The following is a 15342-nucleotide window of genomic DNA, read 5'->3' as shown; positions in this document are numbered from 1 at the left end:
ATCAATGTTGCGGTCAAATAAACGGCGGCGTGCAAACCTAAAATTCCCCAATTCAAAGCCAAGTTTTGCCAAGTCGGTTCGTAGACTGCGCTCTTATCGAATAAGTGCGGTAAGATTGTACGATCGCACAATCTTACCGCACTTTTCTCAACCGTTCACATAATAATCCCGCGTTCCCTTCGCATTCATCGCTTCTCCGAGTCGATTTAACCCGTACACGTAAGCCGCAGTTCTCATGGAAACTGACAATTCCTGAGATTTTTTCCAAATTGCCTCAGTTTCTTCGACCATTTTATGCTTCAACCGCTGATTGACTTCCTCCAGCGTCCAATAAAGTCCGCTGCGATTTTGCACCCACTCAAAATAACTAACCGTTACGCCTCCCGCATTGACTAAAATATCAGGAATTACCTGAATTCCCCTCGCTTCTAAAATCAAATCAGCAGCAGAATCAATCGGCCCGTTAGCTACTTCAAAAATAAACTTAGCCTTAACATCATTAACATTCGCTTCCGTTATTTGATTCTCCAAAGCTGCTGGAACCAGCACGTCTACATCTAATGCTAAAAGCTGTTCATTAGTCAAGATTTCGTGTTCGACAATATTGCAAACTGAACCTTCGCAGTAAATAGCTTTGATACCTTTGTTAGAGTCTTTAAAGCTTCTAATACTGGGGATATCCAGCCCTTGTTTAGCATAAATTCCCCCTTGGGAATCGCTGACAGCAACAACTTTGTAACCTGCTTCCCACAGAAGTTCAGCTATTTCGGCACCGGCATTACCAAAACCTTGTACTGCTACAGTCGTATCTTGAGGATTTAGCTCAAATTTGGGTAGAAGAGTTTGTACTACAAAAAAAGCACCCATTGCTGTTGCCGTATCTCTGCCCAAACTGCCGCCAATTGTCACTGGTTTACCAGTCACAACCGCTGGAGAAAGCTGCCGCTTAATAATATTGTACTGATCCATCATCCAACCCATAATCATGGGGTTGGTGTAGACATCCGGCGCGGGAATATCCACATCGGGGCCGATGAAATCTGCGATCGCATCGACATAGCCTCGGCTCAAGCGTTCCAATTCCAGTTTGGACAATTCCTTGGGATTGAGAGTAATTCCGCCCTTGGCCCCTCCAAAAGGCAAGTTCAAAACTGCACATTTAAAAGTCATCCAAAATGCTAAGGATTGCACTTCATCAAGGGATACTCCCGGATGATACCGCACTCCTCCTTTAGACGGGCCTCTGGTATTGTCGTAGCGCACCCGATAACCTTGGAAAATTCGCAGGGAACCGTCGTCCATCCGCACGGGTATCGATACAATTAAACTGGATTTGGGGTGTTTCAGCCGTTCGATCGTATCCTCGGAAAGGGACACATATTTTAAGGCTCGTTCTAATCGGCGGCTGGCATCGGCAAATAATGATTCAGACATAATAAGACTAAGGAAGAGGTTCGAGGGAATAAGGAAAGCACGACACGGATTTTGACACGGATACACGGATTAATTATTTAGTGTCCGTCAGATTTTGAAGTCAGAGGGAAGAAGGAAGAATAGCTGACATCTTAATTTTAAGTATCTCGGCTGAGCTACTGGTTTTCCTATACATTTTAATTTAATCACAATCCAGGTTGAATTCTGTCAACTGTCAACGGTCAACTGTTCACAAACTGCCTTGTGTCGATCGACTTTTCGAGCAGTGCCAAGCAGCTATTAAGCAGATACACTTACAATAGAGGGTGATATTTAAGCTCAAGCAGCAATTTGAGTTCGATCGCTCAAATCACTGGCAGCCATCAGGGGAATTAAATTCTGAAATAGATCGAGGCTTTAGCTGACGTTAGAAACTGAATTATTATTATGGTTGGACTCCTAGCCGCACTCTCTGCGTCTGCGGCAGGGGGTATGAGAATTGCCCTGCCCCTGCTGTTAATTGGTTTGTTGCGGATTGACAAACTTTGGTCGGAAATACCTCTATTGTCGGGGGTTCCCCCCCAAGTGGCTATCACCATCTTGGTGAGTTGGTCGCTGTTAGAGTTATTTGCTTCTAAAACCTTTGTGGGACAGCGGGTACTGCAAATTGTGCAAATTATTTTCAGTCCCATTGTAGGAGCAATTATGGGAATTGCGATCGCTCAGGTAAGTTCGATCGAGGAAATTATTGCTCACCCTTGGATGCTTTGGATAATTGGTATTGTCGGAGGTTTGTTGGCTTTAGTGCTGCAACTGGTACAAGCAGGATGGTTTTACCGGCTGCAGGGTTTGCCGATTTGGGTGATTTTCCTCCAAGATGTTCTGTGCATTTCCTTGGTTTTGTTTGCCTTTGACGCCCCGCGGCAGGGAGGATTAGTGGCTATGATCCTGCTGTGGCTGGCAATCCGCAGTTCTAAAGAGTGGTATCGCTGGTACAGAAGTCAGGGAATACCGGGCGATAGGGGAAATCCCCGCCGTCGCAAGCGCGATCCTGATTAATTAGTGATTAGTTATTGGTGATTAGTTATTGGTGATTAGTCATATCGTTTACGGTTGTTTCGGAATGATTTAACCGCAGAGGGCGCTGAGGGCGCTGAGGAAGAGAAGAGAGAGATGAATAATTCCGATCGCAACGGATTTGATATCATCAGGCATTTGTAACAACGGTCAACAGTCAACAGTCAATTGTCAACTGTCAACTGTCAACTGTCAATTTAAACTGAGATATTGCACCATTCTCGCTTAACAGGCTTTTCGGCCTGTTCCACAAGAAAATTCACTCTTTGTGGAACAGGCCGAAAAGCCTGTTCATAAAAAGCTTATTGAGAATGGTGCAACATTTGAGTTTAAAGCAATCCGATCGAGTGTAGCGGGCCCTGACCCGTAATTAACTCCAGCAATAGTGCCACAAAACCAATCATCGCCACACGACCGTTCCAGACTTCCGCCCCCGTGGTCAAACCCCACTCCCACTGCTCTTGAGGGTACATTTTCACTTTCTTGGAAGGGCGTATAACATCGGAGAATTTAACGCTGGGAGATTCGATCGACTCGATGACTAAATCAGCCAAGGCTTCAATAAACACCGGATGAGTATTCAGTGCGGGCACTCGGTAGAAATTTTTAATCCCCGATTCTTCTGCTAATTCTCGATACTCCATGTCAATTTCTTGCAGAGTCTCGATGTGTTCGGAAACGAAACTAATCGGAACTACCAACAAATCTTGGACTCCATTTTCTGCCAATTCGGTAATGGCGTCTTCGGTGTAAGGCTTGAGCCATTCCACCGGGCCAACCCGACTTTGATAAGCTAGAGTGTGTTCGTTCGATCGATCCAAATGTTCCATAATCAGCCGAGTGCAATCTTCAATCTCGCGCTGATAGGGGTCTCCCGCCTCTTCTACATAGCTGAGGGGGACGCCGTGGGCGCTGAAAAAGATGTGCACGCGATCGGGATTCGGATTGTGGTCTAGTTGTTGGGCTATCAATTCCGACATTGCCTGAATGTAACCAGGCCGCTGATACCAAGAAGGAATCGCGGTATATTGTATATCCTTGAGGGCAGGATCTTTGCCCCACATTTCTTCTAGCTGCCGGAAGCTAGAACCGCTGGTGCTGATGGAAAATTGAGGATACAGCGGCAAAATTGTCAAATGTTCGATGCGATCGCGCTTAATTTTGGCGATCGCCTCTTCGGTAAAAGGATGCCAGTAGCGCATCCCCACGTATACTCGAGCATCTTGTCCCTTGGACTGCAATCGTTCTTGCAGGGCTAGGGCTTGTTCCTCGGTAATTCGCCGCAAAGGAGAGCCGCCACCGATTTGGCGGTAGTTTTCCTGGGATTTTTGAAAGCGCAGGGTCGAAATCAACCAGGCGAGCGGTTTTTGCATCCACGGAAACGGAATGCGAATGATTTCCGGGTCAGCAAACAAGTTGAACAGGAAAGGACGGACATCCTCGATTTGATCTGGCCCGCCCAAGTTTAATAGCAATACTCCCACACGACCCATAGCGGTTACAGCTCTCCCATCGTCTCAGTTCTGTTACTTATCTTTATCATATAATTTAATAATATCTTAAGTCGATAGCAAGGTATACATAATTTTGACTATAGCAACAATTTTTAGAGATTTAAGTTATCGGTATCAGTGTCTCTAGGATTGCGATCGCACCTCTGGCTGCTTTGAGCGTAGGCGGCCATCCTCGTTTCGGTCACAACGGCCCACGAAAAATGTACCATCAGCCAATTATTATTTAGAAGATTTTGCCGACTGTCAGTTTGACAGGAGTGCACAGCAGCGTTGTGATGCACGAAATGCAACGGGCGCCCTTGCGACAAATCTTTCAGCAAGTATACCGCGCGATCGATCCCGGTGGTCTATTCATTTTGGTAGATATTCATCGGCCTACAAATCCGGTATTTAGGCCAGGGTTGGCTGTATTTTTGTGGTTTTTTGAGACGGAAACTGACTTGGGGAGTTTGTTGGCAGAGGTGGATTGCGATCGTACAATTCTGAAGTAACTCCACCACCAAAACTTTATGCGGGCGGCAGCATTCAAGTAATCCAAGTTCAAAAGTCATTAGTCAGCAGTTATTAGTCATTAGTCAGCAGTCATTAGTCATTAGTAAGGAACCCGCCAATTAGTGACTAATAACGGCTGACTTCTTACTTTTAAAATCAAGAATGTCTACTCATCGCTAATTCTTCATGACTAATGACTAATGACTAATGACTAATGACTAATGACTAATGACTAAACAAACTTTTTCGCTTCTGCCAAAGCCGCCTCAAACTTGAGCAATACATCCTTTTCTGTGTGAATAGCTTTCTCTTGTTCCAGCAGCGGGCGGCCAAAGCGAAAAATGCCGTCCTGTTCTACGTGGTCTACATAAGGCAGCGTTTCTGGATGCGGCAAAAATTTTCTGCCGATTGGGTACGGCGTGTGGAAAGAAAAACTAAAATCGGGAAACTTGTCGCTCTTGATTTCGAGATAGTAAAGCGAGTAATAATCTTTGGTTTCGGAGTACACGCATTCGCGGCACTTATTTACAAGTTTGCGGTTCTGATAGAAAAAATCCCACTTATCCCAAAAGTAGCCATCTTTCATCATTTCCTGGTGATCGTCGCACAGTTCGAGATATAATTTGTCAGAATCCGCCGGACGGTAGAAGTAAAGCATGGCGTAGGGCATTTCAATCAGTAACTTGACTGCTTGATTTTTTCGCTGATACCATTCCTGCTGGTGAGTTTCGTAGACTTCCTTATATTTAATTGCTTTAAAGCTGTTGAGCTGATTTTCTTTGGCCCAGCGCGACGCCCAAACAGTCCAATAAGCTAGCTGGAAGGTTGCTGAAATTTCCGCCGAACCTTGTTCTTTCCAGTCGGCAATTATTTTTTCCCAAGCTGAACTAAAAGCTACCCGTGATTGTTCGTTTTCTTCAGGCTTTTCTGTATTGATTGGGGTGGGTATTTGGTGATTATTTTTAATCAGCCCTTTGGGTTCTTTGCGCCAATTATTAATATCGGTTGGCGTTAGACTTAAGATGAATCTTCTGTCGTGAACGGGATATTCTAGATGGATTCCTGATTTGCGGAAAGAGCGGTATTCTAAAATAGGGAGTTTGTCTTGTTCAATCCACTGCTGGCGTTCTGCTGGCGAACACTTGAGTATTGTTTCTAATTCAACGGGATCGACGGCTAATTCACTTTTGAATGTCTCCCAAAATCTTTCTTGTTCGGCTGGATTTGCTTCCAGCAGGGATACAATTCGGTTGACGAGATGATCGGTTTGGTCTTGGCAATTTTCGGGAAGTCCTAAGAAGTCGAGGAGTTTGGTCTTGAGTATTCGTCTGGCTGAGATTAGCTCGGCTAACATGAGAAGCTCCAGTAGAGTCATGACTTGCGCCCTTGAACTGGCAAGATTTGCACAAGTCTTATATATCTTAATAGATTCTCTTGGGTTGTCGGCAATTGAAATGTCTGCGCGAGGGAAGCTATCCCCAACGCGCCTGCGGGCCCGTTGCGGTAGGGTATCGCCCAACCTCCGCCCCCTCCCTAAGCTAAAATACTCAAAACAAGGGCAAAAGACCGATCGACCTTTTGCCCTGATTGGCTAAAACTCATATGTTGCACCATTCTCAATTACTTGTTTGGGAACAGGCTTTTCGGCCTGTTCCACAATAAAATTTATATTTTGTGGAACAGGCCGAAAAGCCTGTTACTGACAATGGTGGGAGATATCAGCTAAAATCGATAATTGCGATCGGCAGTTAGATGTCAAAGCCGCCGGTACTGTCAACTTTAATCAATATTCAAGAACCAGCCCCCTTTCTATGAAGATTTGATGTAGATTGGGGCGATCGAGCCAATACTGGGTGACAACAGCTATGTTGGTTTTGCTATGGTTGTTAAGGCAGGTCGATCGGGCTGAGCACAACTCTTGCAAAACTCTACAGTCGGCTAACCAGTCCCCGCAGGTGGGCTTCGGTTTTAACTATAGATTAGTTAATCTCAAAAAACAACGTCGTTTACCACAGGATTCCGCAAGCAATCCTCAAGGAGTGAAAATCATGGTTCAGATTCAAGAAATTTCTCAAGTATCTACCCTGCACGCACCTGCTGCACCCAACGGAATAGCCGCTACAGAATTGCGGCCTTGGGGCTCATTTACGACTCTAGAAGAAGGCCCAGGATATAAAATTAAGCGGATCGAAGTTAAGTCGGGACACCGCCTCAGCCTGCAAATGCACCACCACCGCAGCGAACACTGGATTGTGGTTTCTGGTACTGCAAAAGTTACTTGTGGCGAAACTGAACAAGTTCTGTTTACCAATCAGTCTACCTACGTTCCTCAGTGCACTTCTCACCGCCTGGAAAATCCGGGAGTTATCCCCCTGGTTTTAATTGAGGTGCAGAATGGCGAATATCTCGGAGAAGATGATATTATCCGCTTTCAAGACGATTATGCTCGTAATGAAAAGGCTAAGTAACTCAAGTTGCTAAAGATATAGGGGTAAGGTGCGCTGCGGCGCACCCTACATTCTCCGGGTAAGGTGCAAGGCTAGGCGCACTCTACATTTTCAAAACTCAACATTACTTCCAAATTACCAATTACAAGTTACCAATTACTCATAATGATTCATCTGAGCAAAACAGCAGCAACAGAAGTAACGCGCCTCAAGTCGAAGCATCCGAACCCCAATGCTTTATTTCGTCTGGGCGTGGAATCGAGTGGCTGCTCCGGTTTGTCTTATACAATGGCATTTGACGATGCGCCAGCCCCAGAAGACGCTGTGTGCGAGTCGGAGGGAATTTCCGTTGCGATCGACCCCCAGCACTTAAAATATCTCAATGAGCTGACCTTGGATTATTCAGAAGACTTGATGGGCGGAGGTTTCCGATTTCACAATCCCAATGCCGCCCAAAGCTGTAGCTGCGGCAACTCCTTTTCGGCTAAGGAATAATCAATATGATGACACTCAAAGACTTAGAAAAAGTCCAAAAAACCTTCAAAGAAGCCGGTCAAGACTATCAAGTTGAACTAGAAAGCGGGAAGATTATCATTGTGGGCCCGTCAGACATTGTATCTAGTGAAATTGGCATTCGCTTGAGTGCCTTTCTCTTCGTTTGGGTGAATCCCCGCCGTTTGGGTCGAGTTTTTGACTCCGCAGGCGGCTTTATTTTACCTGATGCTAACCTTACAGCACCTGATGTTTCTTTTGTCCGAGCCGCACGTCTCAGGCAAAGTCCCCGTTATTTTGGAGAATTAGTCCCCGACTTGGTAGTAGAAATTAAATCACAGAGCGATCGCATTAAACCGCTAGAAAAAAAGATTCATAATTTCCTAGAACTCGGAGCGCAAGTAGGAATTTTGATCGATCCAGATGAAGAAACTGTAACAGTTTATCGTCAGGAAGGTGAACCAATTGTGTTAGGAAATCAAGATATTTTGACTGTCCCCGAACTTTTCCCTGGTTGGGAATTGCCAATTGCTGAACTGTGGCCGCCAATTTTTACTGAAGCAGAAACTCAAACTGAAGCCTAATAAAGTTTATGCAGGTTTTACATAGCCAGAAATGCGAAAAGCCTCTCTTCTCTTCCTCTGTGTCCTCTGCGCTCTCTGCGGTTAAATAATTCCTATGCAACCGTAAACGATATCAGTGCAATGGAAAAGCTTTCAATCAAGCTGGTGTACCGAGAATAGTCCACTGCATTAACTGCTGCCACTCTGGAGATTGAGCTAATAAATCTGCATCGAATTCATTTCCCGCATCCTGGGAAAACTCGGCGAAAGCTTCCGCCCAATTAATTACTGTTTCCACAGGCAAATAAGGCGTATAATTCCAAGAACGCTGCAAAAACTCTATCATCTCAACAGAATGACCGGTGCGGTACAAATACCAAGCAATCCAAACTAAGGTACTGTACTTGATGTGCTTTTCCAACAAACGTATTTTATCCGGCAACTCGGGGCGGGCAAAAAAATTGTCCATCACTGCGGCGAGGGATTTAGCCTGGGGTAAACCTTTGTACATGGCGCTTTGTTCGTGCTGGCGGTAGCAAACAGTTACTTGTTGCAACCACTCTGCTTCGCATCCCATTAAGGCTAAACGCAGCACTAAATCTGTATCTTCCGCCGGGGGAAATCGAGGATCAAATCCGCCGGCGCGCTCTAACCACTGACGGCGAAATACCATCGCGCTGGGTAACACGGGTTTCCACCGCAGCCACATTTCTAAGTCTAATTTAGGAACATTTTGCCAGGGTTTGACATCTTTTAGCGGTTCGCCTATACTATTAACTAGACGCCAACCGCTGTGGACGATTCCTAGATGTGGTTTCGCTGCAAATACAGCCATTTGTGCTGCTAATTTGTCGGGAAAAAAGTAGTCGTCAGCATCGAGAAAGGCGATAAATTCTCCTCGCGCTAGCTCGATGCCGTGATTTCTGGCGATCGAAACTCCTTGATTTTGTTGGTAAATGTAGCGAATTCGATCGCCATATTTCTCTAAAACTAACTTGGTATCGTCGCGGGAGCCGTCGTCTACGACAATAATTTCCCAGTTAGCATAGGTTTGGTGCAGAACGCTATCTACGGCTTGGCCGACGTAAGCAGCACAGTTGTAAGCCGGAATTACTACGCTCACCTGCGGGGTGCGATCGCTCATAATTAATATCAAGTTTTAGGGATTATACCATTTTAGATTTTAGATTTTAGATTTTAGATTTTAGATTTTAGATTTTAGATTTTAGATTTTAGATTAAAAAACTGGAAATGACTGATGAGCGTCTGGCTTGGAAGTTGCCTACAGTTGCAGTCTTTTTTTGAACTGGTTGCAACTGGTATTAGAATCAATAGGCGCTGGGCAAGTTTACGGAAATCAGGGCTTGGAAATCAAGAAAAACCATGCAACAGCCCCTAGAAGATTTATTGGTAAAATCCGGTGGCGTCTTTATTTTACAATACTTATCGGGTGCCCCGGAGGCTCACACACCCGATAAATGACGGTTTATCAGCATAATTTGGGTTCAAGAATTGGCCAGGGTAAGTTGTCGTGAATGGAGTAAATCTTGGGGGCGAATTGCTGAAGGGTGGCGATCGCCTTTTACCTTCAAATACTTGTCAGCTATTTGTAAAACCTGTTCGGGATTGGGCGGCTTGCTCAAAAAATCGGAAGCACCTGTCAATTTCGCTCGCGTGCGGTCAATTATACTGTCTTGACCGGTCAAAAACACGATCGGAGTTTCCCGAAAAGCCGATGTTTTTCGCAAAAAATTGCACAAAGCAAAGCCACTTGTCTTCGGCATCACCACGTCCATAAAAATTAAAGCAGGCTTCTGTTTGGAGATGATGCCCACTCCCTGCATGGGGTCTTGAATTTTTAGGACTCGATACCCCGCCGGCAATAAAATTTGCTCTAAAAATTCGCATACTGTGGGACTGTCATCGATACAAGCAATCAAAGGGCGACCCGGCCCTGCGATCGCCGCGGCAAGGCGCCACTGTTCTATAGGCGACGGCAAGTCTGGGACTGTTCGGAAATTTACTAAACCCTGCTTGATGTAATTAACTAAAGCGCGAGTTGCCACTGTCACGCACTGCTTTTTCTTAAATGCAATATCCCAAAGAGTATTCTCGCCGTTGAATACGTTAGCTAATGCGATCAAAGAATTAGAACTAAATCGATTTTCCTGTAAATGGGCCGACGCTTTTAAAAGCGGTGCTTGTTCTGGATCTACCAGCCACAAACCCATTGCTTTCCACTTCTGCCAAATTTCTTCTGTACAACACAGAACTTTCTCTACTTCTGTTAAAGACAGCAGCAAAGAAGAGGTAATTGTAGAAAAATATTTCTGGGACGGACGCCACTCCCGGCGCAAACCCGATTGACCGATCAGAGCAAATAACACTTCCGAAAGGCTGGTGTGGACGATCGCCCTAGCTTGTTCCAGACTCATTTCGCTGGCTGCTATCCCTCGCTGAAGCAGTTGATATTCCCACAGTTCTCCAGCATCGAGGTCTCTGAGATCCACTTGAAAGTTTCGACAGTGTTGCCCGATCGCCCTGTACCAGCGCCTCGCTCTGTGCGCTCCTCCTGTGCCATAAACCAAACTACCCCGAAAAAAGTAAAGTTGCCACTGTTGTTCCCCTTGCTCTAACACCAGTTTCCCCGTTGCTTGTTTCTGGCTGAGTACAGCCAGAGTATGGGACAACATTTTGTATCCGATTGCGGTAGCAGACATATCAACTCGCATCCCCTGTACTCTGTTTGTACCATTATAGAGCTGCTGAGTTTTGAAAGATAACAGTAATATTACTGAATTTGGGTTAAAAAACACCACTAATTGTGCGAATTTAACCTTCGTAGGGAGTGATTCCCCTCGGTAGTTTTAGCCATGAGGATGCAACGCCTATTTGCACTATTAACTAATAACTAAAATACTATTTTTGACTAATAACTAATCGCCCTCGCTCTCTGTGGGAGGTACTGGATCGTAACCCCCTGGATGAAAAGGATGACATCGCAAAATCCGCTTAACTGCCAACGAGCTGCCGCGGGCCGGCCCAAATCTTTCTATTGCTTCGATCGCGTATTGCGAACAAGTTGGTTGAAACCTACAGGCGTTAGGCAGGTAAGGAGAAATCCCCATTTTGTAGCCTCGGATTAATCCTAGCAGCAATATTTTCACAACTTTTACCTCAGCGATTGATTAGATTAATAGGCCAATCTCGTCCGGTACCGCTGTAAGCTAGGTGAATCTAGGGGATTCCCAGCGGTTAGAGTTCCGCCAACTTTTCCTGTACCAATTATACCTATTTTCATTTTTATTTTAGATACTTAAAGCACAATTTGAGGAGATAATATGGTACTTGTCTCTGAGTTCGCTACTTGACCGATACCTAAAAAATTACCGTCTCGATCGTAAACCTGCAAGGGATAGGGAGGTTGGGGTATTGGGTTGCTACTTTCCTCCTCCGATCCGATCGGCGTTTCGGGAATCGGGAGGCGCTGTCCTTGAAACCAGCGTTTGGTATATTCAGGGGAAAGGACGATCGCCCCTAAATGTCCCAAAACCGCCGATGGCAAAATCGGGCAGAATTTATTCTCCTGCAATTGCAGTTCCAATTCTTCAAAACTGAGACTTTCCTCGATCGAGAAACCGCTACTTTCGGTGCGAGTCAAACAAGCCAAAGTACCGCCTGCATTCAACATAGCGCCCAAATCCCGTGCGATCGCCCGAATGTAAGTACCCGCCCCGCAGGCGATCGACAAATCCAATTCAGGAAAATCCCCCGGCCGCCAATCCAAGATTTCCAGCCGAAAAACCTCAACATTTCTAGCAGCAACTTCCACAGTTTCGCCTTTCCTAGCTAACTCATAAAGGCGTTTTCCTCCCACCTGAACCGCACTAAAACTCGGCGGAAATTGCTCGATTTTTCCTAGGAATTTTGGGAGTGCAGCTTGCACTTTTTCCAAACTCAACTCCCGCACCGGTCGAGAATGGATAATTTCTCCTTCTAAATCGTCAGTAGCAGTAGTTAAGCCAAATCGAATCGTGCCTCGGTAAGCTTTATTGTGTTGGAGAAATTGCAGCAGTCTGGTTGCTTTGCCCAGGGCGATCGGCAAAACGCCAGTCACAGCAGGATCGAGGGTTCCTCCGTGTCCGACTCGCTTGAGTTTCAATAGCCGGCGCACTCGCCCCACGCAGTCGTGAGATGTCATGCCCGCAGGTTTGTTGAGATTGAGAAAACCGTCAGTAGTCATTAGTCAGTAGTCAGTAGTCAGTAGTGATGAGTCAGTAGTCAGTAGTCATTAGTCAGTTGTTATTTGTTATTTATTATTGGTTATTTGTCATACCAAATCCTGCTTAAATAACTTTCTCTATCTTAGTCTGCGAAGGCAGACTTCGTTTGTGTAGTTTGAGGTCAAAAGCGGTTTCAAGCACCGAGTCTCATAAAATGGTTAGCCAACCCGGATTTTGTATCAGTCAACAGTCAACAGTCAACAGTCAACAGTCAACCGTCAACCGTCAACAGTCAACCGTCAACAATTCCCAATTAAAAAATAAAGTCCGCCTGAGTGATAGAAGCGCGGGAAACTCCGAATAAAGTAGCGAGAGTTTCCTTGGTGTTTGTAAGCTGAATAATTGTACTCGGCGAAGTTCCGGCCCCAGCGGAAATGGTGAGTTCGGCAAAAGTAAGGCCGGCAGCCAAGCGAATTTGATCCGTACCATCAGTAAAATCTGTAATCACATCCCCGTCTGCCAAACGCCCGATCGCAAAAGTATCATTCCCGGCGCCACCAGTTAAAGTATCTCGGCCGCGATCGCCCGATAAACAGTCATTGCCGATGCCACCAAACAGCGAGTCATCGCCGGCACCCCCAAAAAGCGAGTCATCGCCCGCGCCTCCCAACAAAGTATCGGTGTCTTGGTTGCCAAACAGCAAATCATTACCCTCGTCGCCCAGCATTGAGTCAGAACCTTTGCCGCCGTAGAAAGTATCGCCGCCGGCGCCGCCCAAAACGCTGTCGCGGCCTGCACCGCCGAACAGCAAATCATTGCCAACGTCGCCCAGCAGTGAGTCATCGCCGTCGCCGCCGTAGAGGGAATCGTCGGCGGCTAAGCCCAAAATGCTGTCAGGGCCACCCAAACCAAATATCAAGTTAGCCCCCGCAGTACCTCTGAGGGAGTCGGGGCCGCTGGTGCCGCGAGTGCCGCCAGGTGCCCCTCCGGGACTGGTACCGCCAGGTGCCCCTCCGGGACTGGTACCGCCGCTGGGGGTTGGGGTTGTGACGGGAATTGGTCGAATTGGCACTGCTGGTGGCATGATTCTGAAGATGGGTAGAAATTTGCCATTCTAACTTAACTTAAAAGCGGAAGTTATAAGCTCGCCAACCGCCGAGATGAGAAATATCGATCGCATCCGCCACAGCATAAGGTTCGCACAAAAAGCCCTGCACCGTGGAACCGTCCTCCAACACCAGCGTACCAATTCCCAAGGGCGAGGGAATTTTAGCGACAAATCCGCCGAAAGCCGCGATCGACAACTCCCAAACTTCCACCTCGATCGCGCTACCGCCCTCTATCTGACGCACCAATCCCGGCTTGCCCAGAGCAGTACCCGTCAAAGCGTACAGCTTGTAAATCGGGCTGGTACGGCAGGCGCGAACCAAAATACCTCCGAGCTCGATTAGTTGATAATTCAGCGGCTCACCGCTCAAATGAGCGCCAACCACGGCTATTTTGACTCGTTCTTCTGAGGAAGATTTGGCGGCGCTGGCGGGTTCCGGGACGGTTGGCAGCGGCAGACCGGTTGCGCCCAAAGTTCCCCCCAAGCTAGCGTGGAAAGCAGAGCCCAGGCGGCAGAGCGATAGATCGTGCCACGCAGGAGCCATCAGTGTCAATCCTGCGGGCAATCCGCTGCTTTGAAAGCCGCTGGGAACTGCGATCGCGCACAAATCGAGCAAATTCGCAAAGTTCGTGTAGCGGCCGAGATTGGTGTTGAGCGCGATCGGCTCGGCTGCAACTTCTGCGACAGTATAAATCGTACCTGTCGTCGGCACCGCTAACACATCCATTGACTGCCACTGAATTTCAGCAAGCTTGCGGAGTTCTGCCAATCGGTACGACGCGCGGTAAGCAGCGACGGCATCGTAGCGTTTGCCGCCGCTGATAATTTGGTAGACGATCGGATCGATCGCATCTGGGTGCGCGTCGAGGAAATCGCCGATCGCGGCCAACCTTTCTGCTACCCAAGGCCCGCCGTAAAGCAGTTCGGCAGCATCCGCAAAGGGTTTGAAGTCAATAGGTGCGATCGTGCAGCCCAATGATTGCAAGCGCACGATCGCCTCTCTGTAGCGCTGTTCGGCTTCTGCATTCCCGAAAAATTCGAGTTCGCCGTCTCCGGGAACTCCCACCCGTAACCTGGATAAATCCGGCAAAACTTTGGTTTCATGGCGACGAGAAAACGCATCCTCAGCGTCAAAACCGCTGGCTACTTGCAGCACGGAGGCCGCATCCGCACAGGTGAGAGCGAACACAGAAACGCAATCGAGCGATCGCACCGCCGGCAGCAGCCCGCGAGTGCCGATCGATCCGCAACTTGGCTTCAGCCCGACAATGTTGGTAAAAGCAGCGGGAACCCTCCCCGATCCTGCGGTATCGGTACCCAGAGCAAAACTCACCAATCCGGCGGAGACTGCTGCTGCGGAACCGGAACTCGATCCGCCAGGGATGTAGCGCCGATCGAAGGGATTGCGACAAACTCCATAGGGCGTGCGGGTTCCCACTAATCCTGTGGCAAATTGATCCATGTTTGTTTTGCCGATCGCGATCGCACCTGCCGCGCACAAACGCTCTACGACTGCGGACGATCGCGCTGGAGTGCTAGCAAACGCAGGACATCCCGCCGTAGTCGGAACGCCCGCCCAATCGAGATTATCTTTGATCGCAAAAGGTATTCCGTAGAGTGGCAATTGTTGCGGATCTAGGTTTTCCAAGGCTTTGGCGCGTTCGAGGGTTTCTGCCTGCGGTGCTAAATAAATCCATACTGCCGGATCTGCATAGCGTTCGATCCGATCGTACACGCTGGCGATCGCATCTGCGGGCGCGATCGAGCCTGTGCGGTAGCGATCGAGCAGCGAATGAATGTCGAGACTGTTGCTGTAGTTAAATTTTTCCATAATGCACGGTCAGTCGATTTTAGATTTTAGATTTTAGATTTTAGATTGAAGATTTGACTTCATATCATTTCTGGAGAGATTCGGACTTGTATGATGTTAAATTTTGTAGATACTGTCTTGATCTGTCAAGGGGTAGCGAGTAAATAATTGGGGTCGAAAGGCTTTTGGGACTTTAAAATACC

Annotated in this window: 14 protein-coding genes; 5 read left to right on the top strand and 9 right to left on the bottom strand. The window is 47.2% G+C overall.

Going from position 1 to position 15342, the window contains the following annotated elements:
- Positions 1–147: 147 nt before the first annotated feature.
- Positions 148–1434, bottom strand: coding sequence for a Glu/Leu/Phe/Val dehydrogenase (locus tag QUB16_RS06975; RefSeq protein WP_333315101.1), 1287 nt, complete (start codon positions 1432–1434; stop codon positions 148–150).
- Positions 1435–1860: 426 nt separating this feature from the next.
- Between QUB16_RS06975 and QUB16_RS06970 the strand changes: the two genes are divergently transcribed.
- On the top strand, positions 1861–2472 hold the full coding sequence (locus tag QUB16_RS06970) for a DUF4126 domain-containing protein (protein WP_333315100.1): 612 nt from the start codon (positions 1861–1863) through the stop codon (positions 2470–2472).
- A gap of 347 nt (positions 2473–2819) precedes the next feature.
- Here QUB16_RS06970 and hemH read toward each other — a convergent pair whose 3' ends face one another.
- Positions 2820–3983 carry a ferrochelatase gene (hemH, locus tag QUB16_RS06965; RefSeq protein WP_333315099.1) on the bottom strand — a complete coding sequence of 388 codons (1164 nt, stop codon included), beginning with the start codon at positions 3981–3983 and terminating at the stop codon, positions 2820–2822.
- Between the two features lie 278 nt (positions 3984–4261).
- Here hemH and QUB16_RS06960 point away from each other — a divergent pair, with 278 nt between their 5' ends.
- Positions 4262–4495: a hypothetical protein gene (locus QUB16_RS06960; protein ID WP_333315097.1), complete on the top strand. Its 234-nt coding sequence runs from the start codon at positions 4262–4264 to the stop codon at positions 4493–4495.
- Positions 4496–4728: 233 nt separating this feature from the next.
- On the opposite strand, the gene QUB16_RS06955 is transcribed toward QUB16_RS06960, so the two are convergent.
- A complete protein-coding gene (locus QUB16_RS06955) occupies positions 4729–5850 on the bottom strand; it encodes a hypothetical protein (protein ID WP_333315096.1) in 1122 nt (373 codons plus the stop codon).
- Between the two features lie 694 nt (positions 5851–6544).
- Between QUB16_RS06955 and QUB16_RS06950 the strand changes: the two genes are divergently transcribed.
- The 3 genes from QUB16_RS06950 to QUB16_RS06940 all read left to right on the top strand — a co-directional run bounded on the left by QUB16_RS06950 (position 6545) and on the right by QUB16_RS06940 (position 8019).
- A complete protein-coding gene (locus tag QUB16_RS06950; protein ID WP_190693399.1) occupies positions 6545–6964 on the top strand; it encodes a phosphomannose isomerase type II C-terminal cupin domain in 420 nt (139 codons plus the stop codon).
- Positions 6965–7108: 144 nt separating this feature from the next.
- The gene (locus QUB16_RS06945; RefSeq protein WP_333070615.1) at positions 7109–7438 is read left to right on the top strand and encodes an iron-sulfur cluster assembly accessory protein; all 330 of its coding nucleotides are present in this window, start codon (positions 7109–7111) and stop codon (positions 7436–7438) included.
- A gap of 8 nt (positions 7439–7446) precedes the next feature.
- Positions 7447–8019 carry a Uma2 family endonuclease gene (locus QUB16_RS06940; protein ID WP_333288921.1) on the top strand — a complete coding sequence of 191 codons (573 nt, stop codon included), beginning with the start codon at positions 7447–7449 and terminating at the stop codon, positions 8017–8019.
- Positions 8020–8155: 136 nt separating this feature from the next.
- Here the strand turns inward: QUB16_RS06940 and QUB16_RS06935 are convergent, their stop codons facing one another.
- The 6 genes from QUB16_RS06935 to atzF all read right to left on the bottom strand — a co-directional run bounded on the left by QUB16_RS06935 (position 8156) and on the right by atzF (position 15160).
- Positions 8156–9142, bottom strand: a complete 987-nt coding sequence (locus QUB16_RS06935) for a glycosyltransferase (protein WP_333315094.1) — start codon at positions 9140–9142, stop codon at positions 8156–8158.
- A 361-nt stretch (positions 9143–9503) separates the two neighbouring features.
- Positions 9504–10718: a response regulator gene (locus QUB16_RS06930; protein WP_333315092.1), complete on the bottom strand. Its 1215-nt coding sequence runs from the start codon at positions 10716–10718 to the stop codon at positions 9504–9506.
- A gap of 216 nt (positions 10719–10934) precedes the next feature.
- Positions 10935–11165, bottom strand: a complete 231-nt coding sequence (yidD, locus tag QUB16_RS06925) for a membrane protein insertion efficiency factor YidD (protein ID WP_333315091.1) — start codon at positions 11163–11165, stop codon at positions 10935–10937.
- 149 nt (positions 11166–11314) lie between these two features.
- Positions 11315–12241: a tRNA pseudouridine(55) synthase TruB gene (gene truB / locus QUB16_RS06920; RefSeq protein WP_333315089.1), complete on the bottom strand. Its 927-nt coding sequence runs from the start codon at positions 12239–12241 to the stop codon at positions 11315–11317.
- Between the two features lie 293 nt (positions 12242–12534).
- Positions 12535–13305, bottom strand: coding sequence for a calcium-binding protein (locus QUB16_RS06915; RefSeq protein WP_333315087.1), 771 nt, complete (start codon positions 13303–13305; stop codon positions 12535–12537).
- Between the two features lie 40 nt (positions 13306–13345).
- Positions 13346–15160 carry an allophanate hydrolase gene (atzF, locus tag QUB16_RS06910; protein WP_333315086.1) on the bottom strand — a complete coding sequence of 605 codons (1815 nt, stop codon included), beginning with the start codon at positions 15158–15160 and terminating at the stop codon, positions 13346–13348.
- Positions 15161–15342 lie beyond the last annotated feature (182 nt).

The sequence above is a fragment of the Microcoleus sp. D3_18a_C4 genome (assembly GCF_036702415.1).
GTDB lineage: Bacteria > Cyanobacteriota > Cyanobacteriia > Cyanobacteriales > Microcoleaceae > Microcoleus.
This window is presented reverse-complemented; position numbering and strand designations above follow the sequence as displayed.

What these genes read in the sequence shown, in the direction of transcription:
- QUB16_RS06945 (WP_333070615.1), top strand. Translation starts at nt 7,109, where the DNA reads ATGATTCATCTGAGCAAAACAGCAGCAACAGAAGTAACGCGCCTCAAG.
- QUB16_RS06955 (WP_333315096.1), bottom strand. Translation starts at nt 5,850, where the DNA reads ATGTTAGCCGAGCTAATCTCAGCCAGACGAATACTCAAGACCAAACTC.
- truB (WP_333315089.1), bottom strand. Translation starts at nt 12,241, where the DNA reads ATGACTACTGACGGTTTTCTCAATCTCAACAAACCTGCGGGCATGACA.
- QUB16_RS06930 (WP_333315092.1), bottom strand. Translation starts at nt 10,718, where the DNA reads ATGTCTGCTACCGCAATCGGATACAAAATGTTGTCCCATACTCTGGCT.
- atzF (WP_333315086.1), bottom strand. Translation starts at nt 15,160, where the DNA reads ATGGAAAAATTTAACTACAGCAACAGTCTCGACATTCATTCGCTGCTC.
- hemH (WP_333315099.1), bottom strand. Translation starts at nt 3,983, where the DNA reads ATGGGTCGTGTGGGAGTATTGCTATTAAACTTGGGCGGGCCAGATCAA.
- QUB16_RS06935 (WP_333315094.1), bottom strand. Translation starts at nt 9,142, where the DNA reads ATGAGCGATCGCACCCCGCAGGTGAGCGTAGTAATTCCGGCTTACAAC.
- QUB16_RS06940 (WP_333288921.1), top strand. Translation starts at nt 7,447, where the DNA reads ATGACACTCAAAGACTTAGAAAAAGTCCAAAAAACCTTCAAAGAAGCC.
- QUB16_RS06950 (WP_190693399.1), top strand. Translation starts at nt 6,545, where the DNA reads ATGGTTCAGATTCAAGAAATTTCTCAAGTATCTACCCTGCACGCACCT.
- QUB16_RS06970 (WP_333315100.1), top strand. Translation starts at nt 1,861, where the DNA reads ATGGTTGGACTCCTAGCCGCACTCTCTGCGTCTGCGGCAGGGGGTATG.
- QUB16_RS06975 (WP_333315101.1), bottom strand. Translation starts at nt 1,434, where the DNA reads ATGTCTGAATCATTATTTGCCGATGCCAGCCGCCGATTAGAACGAGCC.
- QUB16_RS06915 (WP_333315087.1), bottom strand. Translation starts at nt 13,305, where the DNA reads ATGCCACCAGCAGTGCCAATTCGACCAATTCCCGTCACAACCCCAACC.